The following is a 19,274-nucleotide window of genomic DNA, read 5'->3' as shown; positions in this document are numbered from 1 at the left end:
TCAAGGGAGCCAAACTGGCATTGCCGTTCAAAGGCTTTCTTCCGGATCTTCTGATGCGGAGAATCGAGGCACCCGGACCGGACCACTGGCAGCCCTATTACACAGGCAGCCTGGTTGCAGGGATGCAGCTGTTGCTCGCAGGTCAGGTGGAAACCGCACTGCTTGCCGAGCCGATGGCGTCCCTTGCCGTGGCCAGGGACACAAGCCTCGTTCGTCTGGCAAGTATTTGCCGCCTGTGGAGGAGCGCAACCGCGTTGCCGGAATGCCCTCCCGCAGGTGTAGTCGCCATGAACCCGGCACTGATCAAACGGCCAGAGCTCAAACGCGCCTATCAGGACGCTTTCAGACGTGTGGCAGATAACCCAGGTTCAGCAGCAGCGTGGCTGAGCCGTTTTTCCCCGAACTTGCGCAGGCACAGGAGGGTTACAGCCGCATCATCGCGCGGGACCTGTCCATGCCGGAACATGCGCCAGAGCTTGCGGCATTCTACGCCGAGATAATGGCCGTTGAACCTGCCGCCATTGGCGCTGCGCTGCCAAGACCGGACTTCTACGGCCAATGACACGTCACTTGTGCTTTATGGCAGGACTGGCGGCACTGGTGCTGCTCTGGTCGCTTGCGGCGCGCGAAACCCTGCCTGCGGTTCTACCTGGGCCATTGGCCGTTCTTCAGGCGCTCGTTGACCTCTTTGCCGACAAGGGCTTTTGGCGGGACGCCTTTTTGCCCAGTCTCGCCCGCGCTGCATCCGGGCTTGCACTGGCTCTGGCAGCTGGGGCGCCACTTGGTCTTCTTGCCTGGCGCTGGGGGCTTGTCTCCGCATTCCTTGCGCCTTTGCGCCTGCTGACGATGAGTATTCCGGCGCCAATCCTCGCTATTCTCCTTATCCTTTGGTTCGATGGAGGGACGGTCACCGTCACCCTGACCGTCGCCATCCTGCTTCTTCCGGTGTTCCAGATCGCAGTTGCGGAGGGAATGTCTGCCATTGACCCGGAACTGGCTGAAATGGCGCGCATTTTCCAGGTTCCACTCCTGCCCCGGCTGCGGCGGATCGTACTGCCAGCCGTATGGACAGCCTTCGGTCCCGCGCTTCGGGTTGCAACCGCCAACGCACTGCGCGTGACTTTGCTGACAGAACTCCTTTCCGGCGCGGAAGGGCTCGGCGCGGCTGTGCAGCGGGCACAAAGCTGGCTGCAGACCGACCGCCTGTTTGCACTGGTTGCAGTGATCCTCCTGCTGATAGGGCTCGCCGAAACACTGCTCTCCCTGATCGTCAACAAACGGCAGCTGCCATGAGCCTCTTTGCCTGCGACAAGATCGGACTGCACTTTCCCGGCCGCCCTGAGCCAGCCTTCAGCTGCGTTTCATTTGCGGTTGAGACTGGCAGCTGCCTGCGTATCACCGGCCCAAGCGGTGCACGCAAGACAAGCCTTATGCGGGTCATTGCCGGGCTCACCAAACCGACGTCCGGCCGCATCACGGTCAGGCCGAAGCGCATTGGCATGGTGTTCGCAGAGCCTCGGCTCATCGGTCACTTGAGTGTGCTTGAAAATCTGCGCTTTGTTGCCCCGCGCGCCACCTCAGAAGCTGAAACCCTGCTGGCCGCGCTCGATATTGCGGCCTTTGCCAATACTCTGGCCGGCAGCCTGTCCAAAGGCCAGGCTCAACGGGTTGCCTTGGCCAGGGCGCTACTGGTCCATCCCGAAGTGCTGCTCCTTGACGAGGCATTGAGTGGTCTTGACCAGTCCGCCTGGGGACTGGCACGCGATCAGATTGAGGCACAGCACCTGCGGGAGAACATGGCTATCGTCGAGATCACTCACGACGTCTCCCGAGCTGTGTCCCGCAGCGGAAAGACCCTGCAGCTTGCGTGAGACACAGATCATGCCCGAACGCCGCCCCCGGCACTCCACGGCGGCACTTCGTTCTGTTCAGTCTTCGCGTTGCGCCGCATCACCGCATTGATCAACTCAGCGCAGGGATAACGCACGGACCGGCTGCGTGACAGGGGACGGAATCCGCGACCTAACTCAGGTCCGGCCACACGAAGACATGCACCATCCAGCCCCTCTCCGGACTGCCAGACATCGAAGAATGCGGCCTTGGCTGGCGGGTTGGATTGGCAGGAGAGGAACTTGCTGACATGCAGCCGTTCGTCTTCAGTGAACTTGGCCAGGATCGCATCCGGCAAAGACAAAACCCGTGCTTCTATCCTGAATGCACCGCCGCGACCGATGATTGACGTGGCAGAAAATTCAACTATTGCAAATTCACATATATAATACGCATAATATCGAAATGCGTTTTACGCTCAGAAAGCTCACATTCGGATATAATAAATATAAAATACGAATGATGATACAAAACAATAACAGTCTGATTTTAGAGTGCGAAGTTAAGCCCCTAAGTCAGGGCAGAATATTGAGAGCCGGTCACTTGGCGCCGAAAGGGCCCTGGCCGGAGCAAGCCAGAGGACAGCTCATTTGTCCTGATTTCTGAGGAGGGAATATCATGTGTCAGGATTGTTCAGGTTTCTCCATTGCTCGCCGCAGCCTTCTCAAGGGAGGGTTGGCGCTTGGACTTGCTGCACCATTCATGTCTTCTGCCTATGCCAGCGGCAGTGCAGATGCGGCGTCCCCCGGCCGCAAACAGCCAGCGAAGCACTGCAGGCACTTGCTGACGGCAACGCCCGGTACGTTGCCAACGCGGCCATCAACACGGACCATTCGGCGGGCCGCACAGCGCGGTCTGAAGGGCAGCAGCCCTTCGCGGCAGTCGTGACCTGCGCAGATTCCGCGTCGTTCCCGAACTGATCTTCGACCAGGGTCCGGGAGATCTGTTCGTCGTCCGCGTTGCCGGGAATTTCATCAATGAGGACGGTCTTGCCAGTCTTGAATATGCCGCGGCAGTTCTCGGCATCAAGGCGATCCTCGTGCTGGGGCACACATCCTGTGGCGCAGTAGACGCCACGATCAAGTCGATCCACGACAACACCTTGCCGCCCGGCCACCTTCCCAGCCTTGTCAACGCCATCCGCCCGGCGGTCTACGATGTCATGCCGGAAAATCCGGCAGACCTGCTTGCCGCTGCAACTGCCCAAAATGCCCGGCTCAACGCCCAGAAAGCAGAGACGACCGGACCGATCTTGTCGGACTTCCACTCCTCCGGCAAAATCAAGTCCGTCGCCGGCATCTACGAGATCGCAACCGGCAAGGTCTCCATCCTCTGACAAGCTGCACAGACCGGGCGTGGAGCGACACATTGCCCCGCGCCCGGAGTGCCTGGGGCGTTTTGTTTCTCCGCCCCCGCGCACATGCTGCCACGGCAGGATCAGCCGTCAGGAGAGCTCTCTGCAACGAAACTGTCTGGCCAACGGCGCACGCCGGCAAAGTCTCAAGACTGCGACCCCCTTTAAACAGGCCGGCGGTCAAGCAAGTCGTGGATCAACTGAGCGGTGATCAGATCGAGGTGAGCACCGCCGCCGTTCTTGTAGAGGGTGATTTCAGAGTCACTTCGCCGTCCCGCGCGCCCCGCAACGAGGTCGAACAGATCGCCCGCAACATCACCAGCGGTGATGAGCCCGCTTCGGATCGGGATCATCAGCTCACCGATCTCGGCCACAGTGGTATCACGGCAATCGACAAAGAGGCGTGAGCGCTGAAGTGCCGTATCATCCGCTTCGCGCATATCCGGACGGTAGGCGCCGACAAGGTCAAGGTGGCAACCTTCCGGCAGCGCATCGCCAGGAATGAACGGCGTCTGCGCCATCGTGGCACTGCTGATCACATCCGCCTGAGCCATGGCTGCGCGCAGATCCTCGCAAACACACACCTCTGCCGGCAGATCGCCGAGCCTGCCGGCAAGCGCTGCCGCCCCTTCCGGACTGCGGTTCCAAAGCAGAACGGTGCTGTAAGGCCGCACGGCCAGGTGCGCCCGTATCAAAGGCTCAGCCATGGCACCAGCGCCGATCATCAGCAAAACCCTTGCATCCTGACGGGCAAGAAGATCGGCCCCAAGAGCCGAATCTGCGGCAGTCTTCCAAGCGGTAATGGCCGCACCATCGATGACGGCAACCGGCGCGCCGCTGCCGCCATCAAACAGGATAAAGCTGCCCTGCACGGCCGGGCGCGGCGGCGTTTCGCGCGGATTGTCCGCAAACACCGTGACCGCCTTGACGCCAAGCATCCTGCCCGGGAACCAGGCGGAGCGAACCAGAAGATTGCCACTGCCGGACGCCAGATGCATGTCCTTGACCGTTGGTTCGGCCAACCGGTGCGCAGCGCGCATGGCCTCCACAAGAGCAGGCCAGGTGAGCACCTTGTTGACGTCGTCTGCCCCAATCAGCTTCATTTGCGCCTCCCGGCCCTTTCATCTCCCAGACCCTTCATCGTCAGGTTCTGGCTTCAAACTGTGTGCCAGCCGGTGCCAGCCTGTCCATGTCACGTCATGTTGCAGATGACTGGTTGACCCGCTTCATCAATGCTTCGGCACTTTCCCTGCGCTCGGAATAACGGTCAACCAGATAGTCCGAGCGCCCCCGGGTCAGGAGCGTAAACTTCACCAGTTCCTCCATCACATCGACGATCCGGTCAAAGAAGGGAGACGGGCGCATCCGCCCCTCGTCGTCGAATTCCTGGAAGGCTTTCGGAATGGAGGACTGGTTTGGGATGGTCAGCATTCTCATCCAGCGGCCAAGGATGCGCATCTGATTGACCGCGTTGAAGCTCTGCGATCCACCCGAGACCTGCATCAGGGCGAGGGTCTTGCCCTGCGTCGGCCGCACGGCACCATCTGACAGCGGGATCCAGTCAATCTGCGTCTTCATCAGGCCGGTCATGGCTCCGTGGCGCTCGGGGCTCGACCACACCATGCCCTCCGACCAGGCCACCAGATCGCGCAGTTCGCGCACCTTCGGATGGCTGGCATCAACACCATCATCCACCAGTGGCAAGCCCGAAGGGTTGAAGAACCGCACTTCAGCGCCAAACCGCGTCAGGATACGCCCCGCCTCTTCCGCAGACAGCCGGCTGAAGGAACGCGGCCTGAGTGACCCATAGAGGATCAGGATCCGCGCCGGATGAGTGCTGACGGGCGCAGAAAACAGCCGGTCTTCGTCGATGGCTGCAAAACACGTCTCGTCGATCTGTGGAGTGGAATGAGGGGAAGAAAAGTCAGACACTCAGGTTTCCTTATCGCATCGATGATCGTTCGTGGCCGATGCCAGGGTCTGATACGGCAGGTCCTCGGGCGCCGGATGGATCTTGAGGTGCTATTCATAGCGCGTTGTCGTGTGGCGGGAAGCCCTTATCGAGCGGTGTCTCGTGAAGCGGCAACCGGAAAACCTGAGCCACAGGCCACCGGCATCTACAGCTTTAAACGTGACCGGATAGAAGCTAGCTTCTGGATGCGGCAAGAGCGGCGCTGCCGGCGGAGAACCTATCTTGGGACCGATCACAGACAAGGCACCAACAGACCGTTTCAAGGCGCTGCTTCTGGCAATCGCCGTCACTGCCCTTGCAGCCGGACTGGCGCTGCACTTCAGCTCGTATCAGGACGCCGCCCGGATCGTGTGGACCGCCGGAGTATTGCCGGTGCTTGCTGCATTGCTGGCTGAGATCTTGCGCAGCCTCATGCGCCGCGAGACCGGCCTCGATGTGGTGGCCGCCCTGTCCATGACGGCCGCCCTTGCCTTTGGGGAAACGCTGGCCGCAGCCGTGGTTGCGGTGATGTATTCCGGCGGCACTTTTCTGGAGAGCTTCGCCGAAGGCCGCGCAAGGCGGGAAATGCGGGACCTGTTGTCACGCGTGCCGCGCACGGCAACACGATACAGAAATGGCGGTCTCGAAACGGTGGCGCTTGACGCCGTTGCACCGGGCGACCGTCTGCTCATCCGGCAGGGCGAAGCCGTGCCGGTGGATGGATGCATTGCGTCAGCCTTGGCTTTTCTGGACACATCCGCCCTGACCGGGGAATCCTTGCCCGTGCGGCTGGCGCAAGGTGCGGAAGCACTGAGCGGATCAACAAATGCTGGCGATGCCTTCGACCTGCTGGCAACGCACGAGGCCAGCACCAGCACCTATGCGGGGATCGTCCGGCTCGTCGAAGAGGCGCAACGCTCCAGGGCTCCCATGTCCCGGCTGGCGGACCAATGGTCGCTTGGCTTCCTTGCAGTGACCCTTGCCATGGCGGCAGCAGCATGGTGGCTCGCGGGAGATCCGGTGCGCGCTGTCGCGGTGCTGGTCGTGGCAACGCCCTGCCCGCTGATCCTTGCGGTTCCCGTTGCGCTTGCCAGCGGACTGTCCCGGGCAGCCCATTTCGGCGTGCTAATCAAAGGCGCCAGGGCCCTTGAGGCCATGGCACGGGTCCACACGCTCATCCTCGACAAGACAGGCACGCTGACGGCCGGGCACCCGCAGATCATAGACATCCACAGTGCCGGAGGCATGCCCGGCGATGAAATACTGCGGCTTGCTGCGGCTCTGGATCAGGCATCGAGCCATCCTGTGGCGCAGGCCGTCGTGGCGGAGGCCAGAACGCGCGGCTTGCATCTGCCGCCCCCGGAGGATGCAACAGAGATACCCGGCGAAGGTGTCAGCGGTTCGGCTGGCGGGCATCAGGTGATCGTTGGAGGCGCCGGATTTGTTGCCCGGCGTCTGGGGCTGTCTGCCGGAATGAAACCGGCACTGGAAGCCGGCGCCCTTACCGTTGCCGTTGCTGTTGACGGCAAGATGGCCGGGCATCTCGTGATGGCCGATCCCCTGCGCGAGGGCACGGATCTCATGCTGGCCTCTCTGCGCCGGCAAGGCGTCGCACGCATCCTTCTTGCCACAGGTGACCGTGAGGCGGTCGCCAGACGTGTAACCCGCGGACTTGGGCTTGATGGCATCCGTGCCGATCTGACACCGGATCAAAAGGTGCTGCTTGTCTTGAGCGAACGCAAGAACGGCCCTGTGATGATGATCGGCGACGGCGTGAACGATGCCCCGGCGCTGGCAGCGGCAGATATTGGCGTGGCGATGGGGGCCAGAGGGGCCGCAGCCAGTGCCGAGGCCGCCGACGCCATTCTTCTGGTTGACCGCCTCGACCGGATTGCCCCCGGTATCGGCGTTGCACGCGGAGCCCGGCGGATTGCACTGGAAAGCGTTGCAGCAGGGACCGGTCTTTCGGTTCTGGGCATGGCCGCTGCCGCCCTCGGCTATCTGACGCCCCTGCAAGGCGCTTTGATCCAGGAAGCCATAGACGTGGCAGTCATTCTCAATGCCCTGCGCGCCCTCCGGATCACGCCCTGAAACGATCAGCGCGCCTCATGCCAGCAAAAGCCAGGCTCCAGCTGCCGCACAAACTGCAGCGCCTGCGAGCAGAACGGGAAGATGGGGAAGCACCGCCAGCCGGGCCGGGCGGTCGAGATCTTCGGTCGCGGACAGACGGGCGAGAGCCTCAGCCCGGAAAAGACCGCTTCCCTTCGGTTGAAGGGTGGCAGCACCGGAAGGCTGTCCGACTGTCTCGCTGCCATCAGCAGCGGTGTTTCCCGGCCCATTCTCACCCGGCATTGATGCCTCCACCTGCCCTGCTGCACCGTCTGCCCTGCGCAAGACTTGCGCAGGCGGATCAAGTCATACATCACATGCCGGTGGACTTCATGTCCCTGCGCCGGACCATGCTTCAACATGCGGTGCACTGTCCTGCCCGACACCTCGCACACCCTGCATCAAATGCCAAAGAGCGCCCACTGAACCCATGCTGCCACTTTTGCGCAAGCCTCAAGCACAGCAGGACAAGCAAAGGCCAACACCGGATATCCGGCAGGGCGAGACAGCAGAATGCGGTCTGGCCGCGCTGGCCATACTGCTGGCGCATCATGGCAGCGCGGTAACCCTTGAGGATCTGCGCAGGCAGGCAGGCTCCACGCGCCTTGGGCTTTCCGCCCGGCAGATCATTGCGCTGGCACGGCAGAACGGCTTTCATGCCGCAGCCTACCGCCGCACGCTGGACGAGCTGCAACGTCAGGCTCTGCCAGTCATCGCCCACAGCCGCTTCATCCATTTCGTGGTGGTGGAGTCAGTGACGGACAGTCACGTGATGGTCAATGATCCAGGTTGCGGACCAGTTCTGACCAGCCGTCATGACTTCGCGCAGGACTACACCGGGATCATCATCACCGTGCAGCCGCTCAGGCGGAGCGGGCCCGATCCTGCCTTGGGGTGGCAGACAGCTCTTTCCGGTCTTCTGCGGCCAATGACCGCCAGACTGGCCATTGCGATGGCGGCGGGCATGATGCTGCAGGGGCTGGTGCTGATTGCTGCAATCACGCTGGATCAAAAGGGCCAGACTCTCAGCCAGCCCCCTCCTCTTCCTCTTGCTGCTTCTGGCCCTAGCGGGCGCAGGGGCAGCTTTTCTGAGGCACCTTGCCAGACAGTCAGCCGCGAATGCGCTGGCAAGGACGGTGGAGCAACAGGCGAGTGCCTTTCTGACAACGCAGGACCTCGACTGGTTTTCGCGCCGTGTGCCGGATCAGGCGGCCGATCTGATGCTCCTGGCGCCCGGCGCAAGGGCCGCCGGTCTCAGCTTTGCCCGCACAGCAGATATGCCCGGCCTTTTGTTGCTGGCGGCTGGAGCCTCGTGCTTTGGCATGGCAGGGCTTGCCGTTGCTTTCACCGGCCTTGCCGCTGCTCTTTTGACATGGCTTGCCACAAGCCGCCGGGGCAGCCAGCTTTCACGCATGGAAGCAACGCTGGACCGGATTGCCTCTTCTGCCCCGGCTATTCCCGGCAGCAGCATGCTGGCCCTGATTGAGACATGGCTCTGCGGCGGGCGCAGTGAAGAACTGGCGCTGCGGCTGGCCGGGTCCCATGCGGTCAGCATGGGCGTGGCGCAACGGGCTGGCCTCAAGATGGCCGGGCTTCAGGCCTTGCAGGGGCTTCTGCACTTCTCCGGCATGGCGGCGGTTGCCCTGCACGGACTTGGTGGCGCGAAGGCGGACGGTGCACAGGCTGGCGGCATATTGGGTCTGGCCCTGCTCTGCGCCGCGCTCCACCGGCAAGCGGGGCAGATTGCTTGCCTTGCTCCTGCGCTTTCGGCCCTTCGCACCATTGCGGCAAGGCTGGAGGACATCCGCAATGGCGCAAAGCCATGCGAACCCGGTTCAGGGCCTCCTCCTGCAGAGTGCCGGCTTGCATTGCAGCATCAGAACCAGACCATCACGCTCAGCCCCGGCGAAACGCTGGCCGTCACCGGCCCTTCCGGCTGCGGTAAATCACGTCTTCTGCGCGCGATTGCCGGGCTTGAGCCTTTGTCCGGCGTACACATTCTGCTGAACGGCAAGCCCGCCAGCGAGGCTTTGGCGCAGTGGCCGGGACTGGTGCTGTATGAGGCACGCCCGCTGCCACCCTTCAAAGGCACGGTGGCGGAGAACCTGCGGCTGGGACAGGATGAATTGTCAGATGACGTCCTGATCAGCGCGCTGGAAAAGGTGGAGCTTTGGCAAACCCTTGCCCCGCGCGGCGGGCTTACCCTGCCTCTGACACCTGCCCGGCCCAGCCTAAGCGGCGGGCAATTGCGGCGGCTGATGCTGGCCCGCAGCCTGCTGCGGCAGCCCCGGTTTCTGGTGGTGGATGAGGCTTTCGACGCGCTGGAGAGCGAGCTGGAAATACGCCTGCGGCAGCGGCTGACCGCGGCAGGCATCGGCCTCGTCCTGTGCGGCGCAAGAGCCATGACGGCAGGCCAAGTCACCCATGAAATCAGGCTGGGGAGCGATCATGAAGGATGATGCAGGGCTTCGGCTTGCCCGCCTCGCCCGGATGGCGTCCCCGCATAAGGAGGAAGCCCTGCGCGCTGCTGCAATGGCCGAAGGGCTTCTCCTGCGCCGCATCCGCCTGCCTGCGCCCGGCAGCGGCGCACCGGACTGGCGGAACGAAGACCTGGGGCTTCTGATCGTTTTTCTCAAAGGCGAAGAAAATGCTGCCGTGCTCGATACGCGCGGCGGGCACACCGCCTTGCTTCATGCCGATGGCAGAAGAAGTGCAGCACCCGAAGCAACGGATGTACTGCCGGAGGCACTGGCCCTCGTTGCCCCCAAAGCCCGCACCATGCCCGGATGGCAGGAGGCAATCCCGGCGATCCTGACAGGTCTTGCAATCAATGCCCCGGCAGCAGCCCTGATCACACAGCCCTCACCGGGAAAGGCAACTGCCGGTCTTGCGGTGCTTGCAGGCAGCGGAGCTTTGGCCCTACTGATCCGGCAGACGGCAGCGCTTCGGCGCATCGGCCTTGCGGGCCTTGCAAGCTCATCGGCAATCTGGCTGCGGCTGGCACATGCAGCCCCAGCGCAGCTCAACCGGCCTTCGCCTGCCGGGATGGCAGAGCGGCTGGGGGCACTGGTGACGCAAGCCATTGAGGACAGCCTGCGAAAAAGCGGAAGGATCAGCGCCCTTGGGCTTGCAGTGCCCGCGCTGGGGCTTCTGGCTGCGGCAAGTCCGGCAGCCCTTTCTGCCGCAGGTCTGCTTCTCCTGCCCGCCCTTGCACTCAGAGCTTCACTGACGCGGCGGATTTTCCGGCAGCAGGAGGAATGCCAGCGCCGGAGCAACGCCCTGCAAGAGATCGCAGCCGAAACCGCCGCCGCCCTGCCCCGGCTGCGGTTGCTGGGACGGGGAGACTGGCTGATGCGCCGTGTGGCGGACGCGCAAGGCGCATGGCAGACAGTCAGCCGGTGGCAGTCGCGGCTAGAAGACCTGCGTTCAGCGCTGGACCGGCTTCTGATCTGCGCAGTGCCGCTCGCATCCTGTATTGCGGCAGAACAGTCCGCCCTCACGGACAATTCACAACCGCTTGTCCTTGCGGGCATCGCGCTGGCGGCAGCCTGCTTGACGCAAGCAGGCCTGATGGCCGGCCGTGTAGCACCTGAAAGACGCATTGAACAGCCAGAGTGGCTCACAAACGGCGAAGGCGGGCACAGTGGCAGCCTCACGCCCGGCAGCATCCGACAGATTGCTTGCGAAGGCTTGAGCTTTCACTATCCGGACGCACCCGGACCTGTGCTTCAAAACGCGAACCTCACTTTGCGGCGCGGTGAAGTTCTGGGGCTCACCGGCCCTTCGGGCTGCGGCAAGTCAACGTTGATCCAGCTGCTGCTGGGTTTCCAGAAGCCGGAAAGCGGGAGCATTCGGGTGGATGGCGAGTTGCTGGAAAGGCTCGATCCGGCGAGCTACAGGCGCCGCATTGGCTGCGTCTTTCAGGATGAAAGCATCAGCCTCGACACGATCCGCGCCGTCGTTCTGGGCATGGCACCGCTCCGGGACGAGGCCATCGCCCGCGCCCTGCGCATCACCGGACTGGACGAGGAAGTGGCAACGCTGCCGATGGGCGTGCAGACGCTTGTGGCAGAAGGAATGGTTTCGCAGAACCTTGTGCAACGTCTGCTGATTGCACGGGCCGTGGCGCGCGAACCTGATTTCCTGATCCTGGACGAGACAGTCACTGGCCTCGATCAGGACCAGATTTCACGGCTTCTGGCATCCTTGCGCAAAGACGGGACCGGGATGCTGATCGTCACCCACAATCCCGCCATTCTGGCTCAGACCGACGCCGTCGTGCAGCTCGGGATTTCAGACATGCCTGCGGTCACCGTCTGATTTGAGGCCTGGATTCAGGAAATGCTGACTTGATCCGCCAGCGACAAGATCCAGCTCGCTGTCGTCCAGGGCATCACCATGCGGAACCTCGACCGTCCAGCCGTCTACCCCTTCGGCGAGAGCCAGCGGCAGGGGCAACTGAACGCCATAGTGTGCCATCACTGCAGCATTCAGATCAGCGCGAGCTTCCGCCAGAAACGCGCTATCGGAGTTGAGACGCCGGATTACATCCTCGACAGCATCGGCGCCAAAGAGTGCCTTAAGGTCAATTGTCATGTCTCATCGCCCAATCAAAGTTGCCGGCAGCACGCAAAACCCGCTGTAGCAGAACAGATAGGTGCGGCATTTGGGGTGCTTTAATGACTAAAAGCGAATTGTAATGCTGTTTTCCGGAGTGTGTTTGGGAGTCGAAGATTTGTAACTCGGAATCAGCATACCGCCCGCGACCAGATCCAGTTCGCTATCAGCCAGAGCATCATCGGCGAGGATGCAGGCAGTCCAGCCGCCGGCGCTTTCGACAACGCCCATCGGCACAGGCAGATCAATACCGTAATGCGCCTTTACAGCGGCATTCAGATCCACCTTGGCCTCAGCAAGAAAGGCGGCGTCCTCATTGAGCCGCAGGCGCACCTTCTCAACCGTATCAACGCCAAAAAGCGCGTTCAGATCAATATTTTCCATTTCATCTTCTCCGTTTGAAGGCGACACGGCCCCACTCGCGGGCCGCTTGCCAAGCTTCATGTTAAAGAACCTGCTCCGTGCGCCAATGCTCGTCCACCTGCAGCGCAATCGGCCCGAACCGGCGCCGGACCATGGCCGCCATGCGCGGAATACTCGTGTGAAACGCGGCAATCGATTCCGGCCCGTGGGTGTTGACCTGTGCTTCAAAAGCCGCACGGTACGCACCGACCATCAGCCCCGTGTGCCAAAGCGGTTGCGTCAGATAGGCTGAGCGGTAGTACACACCCTTCCGGCCCCGGTAGGCCTCCAGCGTGATCACCGGTAGCGCCTCGGCCACAACCCACCCAATCAGCTGCCCGTCCCGGCGCACCGCAATTGAGCAGGCTGGATCAAAGGACTGCGGATCAGCCTCCGGCGCCATGCCTGGCACGAAGCCGGGCTCCCGTGAGAGTGCCTCGACCGCCTCCAGATCCGCCGCGTCCAGAGGGCGCCATGGCTCGAAACTGGCGCTATCCGGATTTCGCAGACGCCGCATCATGCTGGGCCACTGATTGACCGCCTCCAGCATCGCCCCTGCTTCGCCCGTGGTGGCCAGCGTCAGAAGTTCCGGTTCAGAAAATCCGGCGGCGGCCAGACAGCGGGCCAATGCACCGCGATGCGCGATCCGGGAGGAAAAGTCTGCTTGTACCGATGCTGCGCCACGTCCTGCCGCGCCTGCAGCAAAGGCCTGCGCCAACTGGCGCCCGTAGCCCCGCCCGCGCAAGGGAGCGGCGACCATCAAGGACAGCAGCCACGCCTTCTGGCCCTGCACCATGCCAAGGGCAAGCCCGGCAGGCAGCCCGGCGACCCGGAGCCCCACTGCAAGCCAGAGGCCCTGGACGGGCGAAAGATGCCGTGCAAGCCGCGGGAACCCATAGGCAGCAAAAACGCCTGCATCCCCTTCCAGCAATTCGATAGCAATCTGGGAAGCGGCAGAAATCTCCGTCGTGGCTGCGTCCAGATTTACGGTTGCATTCAAGCCGGTGCCTCCCTGCGAGAACCCTTCATTCACCTTCACCATCATCTAGAACCGGACAGACAAATGGAGCAACGGCACATTTGGGGTGGATCGGAAATAGCCTCGTCTGTCCGCGCAAGAGCTTGCCATAAAGAGAAATCCCCCGGCAGAATGGTCTGCCGGGGGATTTTGCTCTATCGGGAAGGGAGAACATGCACCTCAGCGGCTCTCTGCACTGCTCGTCTTCCAGAGGGAAAAACAGTCCCGGCGCCCAGGATCGCAAAGGTGATGCCAAGCGACCATTCTGGCGGAAACTTCTCCCAGCCCATCATCTCCGCAATGAAGATCTTGGAACCGATGAAGACCAGCAGCAGCGACAGCGCATATTTGAGATAGGCGAACCGGTGCAGGATCGCCGCTAAAGCGAAATAGAGCGCGCGCAGGCCCAGGATGGCGAAGATGTTGGAGGTGTAGACCACGTAAGGATCGGTGGTGATGGTGAAGACGGCCGGGACCGAATCCACCGCAAACACCACATCGGCGATCTCGATGACGATCAGCGCCAGCAGAAGCGGTGTGACAAAGCGCTTCAGACGTCCCGTTGCCGGGTCCTTCTGCTTCACGATGAAGCTGTGGCCGTGGATCTCATCCGTCACCGGCAGCCGCCGCTTCAGGAAGCGGATCAGCGCGTTCTCCTCGATCTTGTGCTCCTCATCACCGGCAAACAGCATCTTGATGCCAGTGAAGATCAGGAAGGCAGCAAAGAGATAGAGTACCCAGTGATATTGCTCGACGATCGTGGCCCCAAGGCCGATCATGATGCCGCGCAGCAGGATCACCCCAAGAATGCCCCAGAAGAGCACCCGGTGCTGATACTGGCGCGGAATGGCGAAGAAGCTGAAGATGAGCGCGATGACAAAGATGTTGTCCATCGCCAGCGTCTTTTCCACCACGAAGGCGGTCAGATACTGCGCGGTCGCCTCCCCGCCCATCTGCCAGAAAATGAAGCCGGAGAAAGAAAGACCCAGAATGATGTACATGGCCGAAAGCTTCAAGCTCTCGGCAATCCCGATCTCATGGTCGTCCTTGTGCAGGACGCCAAGGTCAAACACCAGCAGGGCAATGACCAGAGACAGGAAGACAAACCACATCCACAGCGGCTTATCGAGAAACAGCAGAAACAGGATATCCAAGATGTGCCTCACTCGCGTGACGGCGCCGTGTCATGACAGGTGATTGTCCGCGAGGCGGCAGTCCGGGCATGGCATCAAGCGCACTTGATGCGGTCCGACATCACGAGGCGCCTGCTCTTGGAGTTCAGTGCGCATCGCCAGAGGGGCCCGGCCCGCTGCGCGATAGATAACAGGGAATTGACGAAATGCAAGCTGCCTCAGCCAGATTGGAGGCCCCCTTCTTGGCCGCCTCAGATGGCTGCACTGCGAATGCCGGCATCAGGCAGTTCCGGATCTTCATCGCTCAGAAGCAGGCGCGGGCCGCTCTCCTCCATGAAGAGCGCCGCATTATCAAGGGTCAGCACTTCCGTCTCGACAGAAAGGCCGCGCAAGGTTCCCTTCCACAGCGGCAGCAGGACTGGGGATTGCAGGCCTTCCGCAACAGAACTGCTGAAGGCAAGGCGCACGGCGGCTTCCTTGGCGATGGTCTCGATGCGGCTGGCAGTGTTGACGGTTGTGCCCATCACTGTGAAGGAGCGGCGTGTCTCACCGCCGATATCGCCCACAAGCGCAGGGCCAGCATTGATCGCAATGCGCAGATCGAGCCCAGGCTGACCAGTGCGGCGGCGCAGTTCGGGCAGCATGGCAATCACGGCGAGGGCACAGCCGACAGCTTGCTGCTCGGGCGCCTCAACATCGTTCGGCGCGTTCCAGATCGCCATCACCGCGTCGCCGATATACTTGTCGATGTAGCCCTCAAAACGTGTGATTTCACCACCGATCGCCTCGAAACAGGTGTTCACCACCTTCACCACCTCACGGTCCGGAAGCTGCTCCGACATACGGGTGAAGCCAACGATGTCGATGAAGGCAACAACGACGCGGCGGGTCTCGCCGCCGAGATCCGAAAGGCGCTCCTGCTCCGCCATCGTCTTGATCACCTGCGGTGAAAGATAATGGCCAAAGAGGCGCACCAGCTCGCGCTCACGCCGCTTCAGCACCGCCACCTGCGCCACACCGGCCACCATCAGCGCAATAAACCCGGCGAAGGGCGCCGCGCCTGCGGGCAGAACGGTGCCGCCCATCAGAGCCGCAAAGGCGATGGCGAGTCCGCCGCCGATGAGCCCGGTTGCCACAAAAGGCAGGCTGGGCAAAGGCAGATTCAACCCTGCAAGCGCACCGGCAAGTGCAAAGGCAATGATAAGCCCCGCAACCGCTGCGAAGGGTGCATCCTTAGCAAAGCGGCCAGTCAGCGGGGCTCCGATCAGGTCGGCCAGGATGAAGACACCGGACGTTGCAGTTCGCACCGGCGGCCGCCCCATGGCACCCTCAATCGCGCCAGGAACGCTTTCCCGCGGCAGATAACGGTCGAGGTAGAGATGCTCGTCCTCATTCGGCAAGGTGCTGCCAAAGAGAATGGCCCGGCCGTCTGCAAACTCATGCAGCTTCGCCCTGCCCTCCTCGGTATCCATCATGTCGAGCACATCAACCAGCGACAGATAAGGAACGGTCGAGGCAAGCCGGGCACCGGGAAGCGGCATGTAAGGCTCGGCAATATTTGAGCCCATCAAGGAGAGCATGGCATCCACGAAAGCAGGCGAGTTTTCCATTGGAACGGAAGGCCTGTGGCGGCGAACGACTCCGTCGTTGCTCGTAAAAATCTCGGTGGAGCGCACCCCTCATTGCCCGCAGTCGCGGAAATGGACCGGTGCGGAACTCCGGTCGACGTGCGCGCGACAACGACACGGCCCCGGTTCTGATACAGGAACTGCAGGAATTGACGGTCATAGCCGCGCAACCGCGCCTCACCAGTCTGCGGGTCGGCAAAGGAGTCGGCGCTGAAGGCAAAAACGAAATCGAGGCCGATGGCCTTTGCCCCCGCCTCGAACAACCCGCTGCCCGCTTCGGCAAAGGCCTGGGACATGAAAACACGGGGGATAGCCTCAAGACGCCTGGAGGTCAGCGACGCCTGATCCAGGCCAACGACCGCCACCGGGAACCGGTCCTGCGGCAGGGGTTCGACGGCCGCGCGCATTTGCAGCAGCCTGTCCGTCATCCAGCCTTCCCAGATCGCATGGATCGAGGCAAATCCGGACGCAATACCAAGCGCGGCCGCGATGAGCACCATCGCGGCCTTCAGCCTGATACGTTCTGTTGCGGCGGTCTGCGCCCGCCCGGACCCGGTCATTTAACGAGGTTCATCCGGCTCAGTTCACTTCACCACGACAACAGCAGTATCGCGGCCAACGCCCGAGGGGTCGAGCGTAAACTGACGCACTTCTGCATCCCCTGCGCCTTCCTTCGGCTTGAACATCAGCTCAACCGGCACGGAGTTGCGGACCGTACCGCCAGCCATGGCAGCAGCCGCATCTTCCGCCGTTGTCAGCGGCATTTCAGACAGGGCAGTGTCATCGAGCTTGTATTCCTTCGGCTCACCACCATCGACGGAGATCATCACGCTGTCGTAACGCTCCTTGAGGTCATCGCCAAAGCGCAGCATCAGCGATGCAGCCACCTTGTTTTCCGGACGCACGCTGCGCAGGGTCGTCGCAAGGCCCTTGCTGTTCTCTGGGCCTGCGTTGGTGGTCTGCTGCTGAAGGCAGTTGCCCGGACGCAGTTCCGTCTCCTGACCTTCCACCACTTCAAGCCCCGTGCTGACAGCCGTGACAGTACCGCCCGTTACCCGCACCTCGCGGCAGGCGGTATAGTCGAGCAGATCAACATAGCCTTCACTGCCCAGCGCGACGGCATCTCCGGGGAAAAGTTCGGTGAAGGCCGAAGCCTCGACACCTTCCGAGCGGTCCAGCACCATGGCGACGGGATCTGCCGCGAAAGCAGAAACACTGCCGAGAAGAGACAGCCCCAGACCCAGCACCAGCCCTCGCGCCGCGCTGTGCGGCGCAAGCGAGCGGCTGTTTGAGGGGGCCTTTGTCTTGGTAGCCATTCAAATGCTCCTTTTTCATCCTGCTCTCAGAGCCTGCAAAAGGCACCAGCAGCAGGGATGACAGAATCTCTGTTTGCAGATACAAGGTTTAAAGAAGAATGCGTCCGGAACTGTGGCAGAAATCACAGGATCTGTGGTTTCTTTAAGATGTTTTGGAGCACCCGTTGCCACATCTGTTGCCAGCGGAGCCCTGCGGGCCCGCCTGGTTTCACAGCCTTGCCTCGCAGCAAAAGACCCGCGGCGCATATGAGCCGCGAGCCATGCACAGTTCACTTAAATTTGGAGCCGCCCAAAGATCCTTACCAGGACCGCTCCCAATGGTAACTCCGCCTGCGCTCATAATCCCTGTAGCGGTCGCGGTGATGGTAAGGGGGCGGTAGACCGGCGGAGGGCCCGGCCGGTAATAGGGTGGCGGTGCCGGGCGATAGTAGGGAGGCGGCACCACGACCACCGGCGGCGGGGGTGCGGGCTGATAGTAACCGCCAGCCGGCGCCAGATAGCGGGCGCTCACAAACCCCCGGTAACCTGCGAAAAACACCTGGCACCAGCTGCTGCAGGCGCCTGCCTCAACCACTGCACCGCGCGGAATGACCAGAAGCGGCGCATAGCCGGTACCTGGTCCTGAGCGCATGTTCAGGTCTGCCGTTGCCTGAGCCGTCCAGGCGTTGGCAGCGCCAGCACCAAGCAGCCCAACAGCAAGGGCGAGAGAAAAAGCAATCTTACGCATCCCTGTAACCTCTCGAACCCCGAATGGCCCACATCAGATCCTACTACACAAGGCTTGAGCAGAACATGCCAATCCCGGCGGCAAGATGGCAGCCACCGGCGGTATGAACAACACTGATGCCTGCAGCATAGGAATGAATTGGAACCGGAGATGGTTCCGTCCTATGGAAGAGACCCAACAAGACAAGGTCAGGCCCATGGCGATGGATACGCCCCCAGTTCCCCAGCAGACCGGCGACACCCCCAAAGGCTTCGCATACGCCCTCACCGCTTATGGCCTGTGGGGCCTGCTGCCGATCTATCTAAAAGCGCTCGGGCATATCTCGCCGTTTGAAGTGCTGGCCCATCGGGCGGCATGGTCCGTACCTTGTGCTGCCCTGATCCTGCTGGCGACGCGCCGGATCGGAGATCTGAAGGCAGCCATACGGTCTCCCCGCACCATGGGCATGGCAGCACTGACCGCCAGCCTCATTACCATCAACTGGTGCACCTATGTCTATGCGGTCGGCTCGGGACAGGCGATCGAGGGCGCCCTCGGCTATTTCATCAACCCGCTTTTCAGCATCTTACTGGGTGCCATCGTCCTCAAGGAAAAGCTGTCGCGCACGCAGATCGCGGCCATCGCACTCGTCGCCGTGGCTGTCGGTATCCTGACCTGGGATGCGGGGCGGCTGCCTTGGATTTCGCTGACGCTGACCGTCAGCTGGGGCTTCTACGCCTTCCTGCGCAAGACTCTGCCGGTGGGGCCCAATCAGGGCTTCTTCCTGGAGGTGGCACTGCTGAGCATTCCCGCCGTACCCTTCATCCTCTGGCTGGAGTTCTCCAGCACCGGCCACTTCACCCATGGCACCCAGCTGGACACCTGGCTCCTCGCCTCGGCCGGGTTGGCCACGGCCATTCCGCTGATGATCTACGCAAACGCCGCCAAGCTGCTGCGGCTTTCAACCATCGCTGTGATGCAATACATCACACCGACGATCATCTTCCTGATCGCCGTTTTCGTATTCCGCGAGCCGATGAACCCGGTGAAACTCTCAGCCTTCGTACTGATCTGGTCGGCGCTGGCACTCTACAGCTTTTCGATGCTGCGTGCTTACCGGGCGCGCTGACACGCCCATAGCAACAAGGAC

The 19,274-nt window shown here is 62.0% G+C and carries 19 protein-coding genes and 1 pseudogene; 10 read left to right on the top strand and 10 right to left on the bottom strand.

What is annotated here, in order from left to right; all coding sequences use genetic code 11:
• The first annotated feature begins 379 nt into the window (after positions 1–379).
• The 4 genes from ACQB61_RS06420 (at position 380) to ACQB61_RS06405 (ending at position 3,226) form a co-directional block, all read left to right on the top strand.
• Positions 380–562 (top strand): hypothetical protein, encoded by a 183-nt coding sequence (locus ACQB61_RS06420; protein WP_430511954.1) that lies wholly within the window; start codon positions 380–382, stop codon positions 560–562.
• Positions 559–1,293: an ABC transporter permease gene (locus ACQB61_RS06415; RefSeq protein ID WP_430511953.1), complete on the top strand. Its 735-nt coding sequence runs from the start codon at positions 559–561 to the stop codon at positions 1,291–1,293. Before ACQB61_RS06420 ends, ACQB61_RS06415 begins: the two co-directional genes overlap by 4 nt.
• A complete protein-coding gene (locus ACQB61_RS06410) occupies positions 1,290–1,871 on the top strand; it encodes an ATP-binding cassette domain-containing protein (RefSeq protein WP_430511952.1) in 582 nt (193 codons plus the stop codon). Before ACQB61_RS06415 ends, ACQB61_RS06410 begins: the two co-directional genes overlap by 4 nt.
• 908 nt (positions 1,872–2,779) lie before the next feature.
• Complete coding sequence (locus tag ACQB61_RS06405; RefSeq protein ID WP_430514312.1) at positions 2,780–3,226, top strand: carbonic anhydrase; 447 nt, start codon at positions 2,780–2,782, stop codon at positions 3,224–3,226.
• Positions 3,227–3,408: 182 nt separating this feature from the next.
• Here the strand turns inward: ACQB61_RS06405 and ACQB61_RS06400 are convergent, their stop codons facing one another.
• Positions 3,409–4,347 carry an ornithine cyclodeaminase family protein gene (locus ACQB61_RS06400; RefSeq protein WP_430511951.1) on the bottom strand — a complete coding sequence of 313 codons (939 nt, stop codon included), beginning with the start codon at positions 4,345–4,347 and terminating at the stop codon, positions 3,409–3,411.
• Positions 4,348–4,441: 94 nt separating this feature from the next.
• Positions 4,442–5,176: an arsenical resistance protein ArsH gene (arsH, locus tag ACQB61_RS06395; RefSeq protein WP_430511950.1), complete on the bottom strand. Its 735-nt coding sequence runs from the start codon at positions 5,174–5,176 to the stop codon at positions 4,442–4,444.
• A 262-nt stretch (positions 5,177–5,438) separates the two neighbouring features.
• Here arsH and ACQB61_RS06390 point away from each other — a divergent pair, with 262 nt between their 5' ends.
• The 5 genes and pseudogenes from ACQB61_RS06390 (at position 5,439) to ACQB61_RS06370 (ending at position 11,624) form a co-directional block, all read left to right on the top strand.
• Entirely contained in the window at positions 5,439–7,286 is a 1,848-nt protein-coding gene (locus ACQB61_RS06390; RefSeq protein ID WP_430511949.1) for a heavy metal translocating P-type ATPase, read from the top strand.
• Positions 7,287–7,367: 81 nt separating this feature from the next.
• Positions 7,368–7,550 carry a hypothetical protein gene (locus tag ACQB61_RS06385; RefSeq protein WP_430511948.1) on the top strand — a complete coding sequence of 61 codons (183 nt, stop codon included), beginning with the start codon at positions 7,368–7,370 and terminating at the stop codon, positions 7,548–7,550.
• A gap of 184 nt (positions 7,551–7,734) precedes the next feature.
• A pseudogene (locus ACQB61_RS06380) lies at positions 7,735–8,154 on the top strand (cysteine peptidase family C39 domain-containing protein); the annotation flags it as partial.
• Between the two features lie 286 nt (positions 8,155–8,440).
• Complete coding sequence (locus tag ACQB61_RS06375) at positions 8,441–9,763, top strand: ATP-binding cassette domain-containing protein (protein ID WP_430511947.1); 1,323 nt, start codon at positions 8,441–8,443, stop codon at positions 9,761–9,763.
• On the top strand, positions 9,753–11,624 hold the full coding sequence (locus ACQB61_RS06370; RefSeq protein WP_430511946.1) for an ATP-binding cassette domain-containing protein: 1,872 nt from the start codon (positions 9,753–9,755) through the stop codon (positions 11,622–11,624). Before ACQB61_RS06375 ends, ACQB61_RS06370 begins: the two co-directional genes overlap by 11 nt.
• Here ACQB61_RS06370 and ACQB61_RS06365 read toward each other — a convergent pair.
• The 8 genes from ACQB61_RS06365 to ACQB61_RS06330 form a co-directional block, all read right to left on the bottom strand.
• On the bottom strand, positions 11,598–11,900 hold the full coding sequence (locus tag ACQB61_RS06365; protein WP_430511945.1) for a hypothetical protein: 303 nt from the start codon (positions 11,898–11,900) through the stop codon (positions 11,598–11,600). The two genes, ACQB61_RS06370 and ACQB61_RS06365, sit on opposite strands and share 27 nt — an antisense overlap.
• 87 nt (positions 11,901–11,987) lie before the next feature.
• Positions 11,988–12,365, bottom strand: coding sequence for a hypothetical protein (locus ACQB61_RS06360; RefSeq protein WP_430511944.1), 378 nt, complete (start codon positions 12,363–12,365; stop codon positions 11,988–11,990).
• A gap of 1 nt (position 12,366) precedes the next feature.
• On the bottom strand, positions 12,367–13,323 hold the full coding sequence (locus tag ACQB61_RS06355; RefSeq protein ID WP_430511943.1) for a hypothetical protein: 957 nt from the start codon (positions 13,321–13,323) through the stop codon (positions 12,367–12,369).
• Between the two features lie 173 nt (positions 13,324–13,496).
• Positions 13,497–14,495 carry a TerC family protein gene (locus ACQB61_RS06350; protein ID WP_430511942.1) on the bottom strand — a complete coding sequence of 333 codons (999 nt, stop codon included), beginning with the start codon at positions 14,493–14,495 and terminating at the stop codon, positions 13,497–13,499.
• Between the two features lie 230 nt (positions 14,496–14,725).
• Entirely contained in the window at positions 14,726–16,084 is a 1,359-nt protein-coding gene (locus tag ACQB61_RS06345; protein ID WP_430511941.1) for an adenylate/guanylate cyclase domain-containing protein, read from the bottom strand.
• On the bottom strand, positions 16,042–16,662 hold the full coding sequence (locus tag ACQB61_RS06340) for a CHASE2 domain-containing protein (protein ID WP_430511940.1): 621 nt from the start codon (positions 16,660–16,662) through the stop codon (positions 16,042–16,044). Before ACQB61_RS06340 ends, ACQB61_RS06345 begins: the two co-directional genes overlap by 43 nt.
• 24 nt (positions 16,663–16,686) lie before the next feature.
• The gene (locus ACQB61_RS06335) at positions 16,687–17,418 is read right to left on the bottom strand and encodes a hypothetical protein (protein WP_430511939.1); all 732 of its coding nucleotides are present in this window, start codon (positions 17,416–17,418) and stop codon (positions 16,687–16,689) included.
• Positions 17,419–17,626: 208 nt separating this feature from the next.
• Positions 17,627–18,049: an SH3 domain-containing protein gene (locus tag ACQB61_RS06330; protein ID WP_430514311.1), complete on the bottom strand. Its 423-nt coding sequence runs from the start codon at positions 18,047–18,049 to the stop codon at positions 17,627–17,629.
• Positions 18,050–18,341: 292 nt separating this feature from the next.
• On the opposite strand from ACQB61_RS06330, the gene rarD reads away from it, so the two are divergent.
• Positions 18,342–19,253 carry an EamA family transporter RarD gene (gene rarD, locus ACQB61_RS06325; RefSeq protein ID WP_430511938.1) on the top strand — a complete coding sequence of 304 codons (912 nt, stop codon included), beginning with the start codon at positions 18,342–18,344 and terminating at the stop codon, positions 19,251–19,253.
• Positions 19,254–19,274 lie beyond the last annotated feature (21 nt).

Origin of the sequence: Pannonibacter phragmitetus, assembly GCF_050510895.1 — a bacterium.
In the GTDB taxonomy this organism is placed as follows: Bacteria; Pseudomonadota; Alphaproteobacteria; order Rhizobiales; family Stappiaceae; genus Pannonibacter; species Pannonibacter phragmitetus_B.
This window is presented reverse-complemented; position numbering and strand designations above follow the sequence as displayed.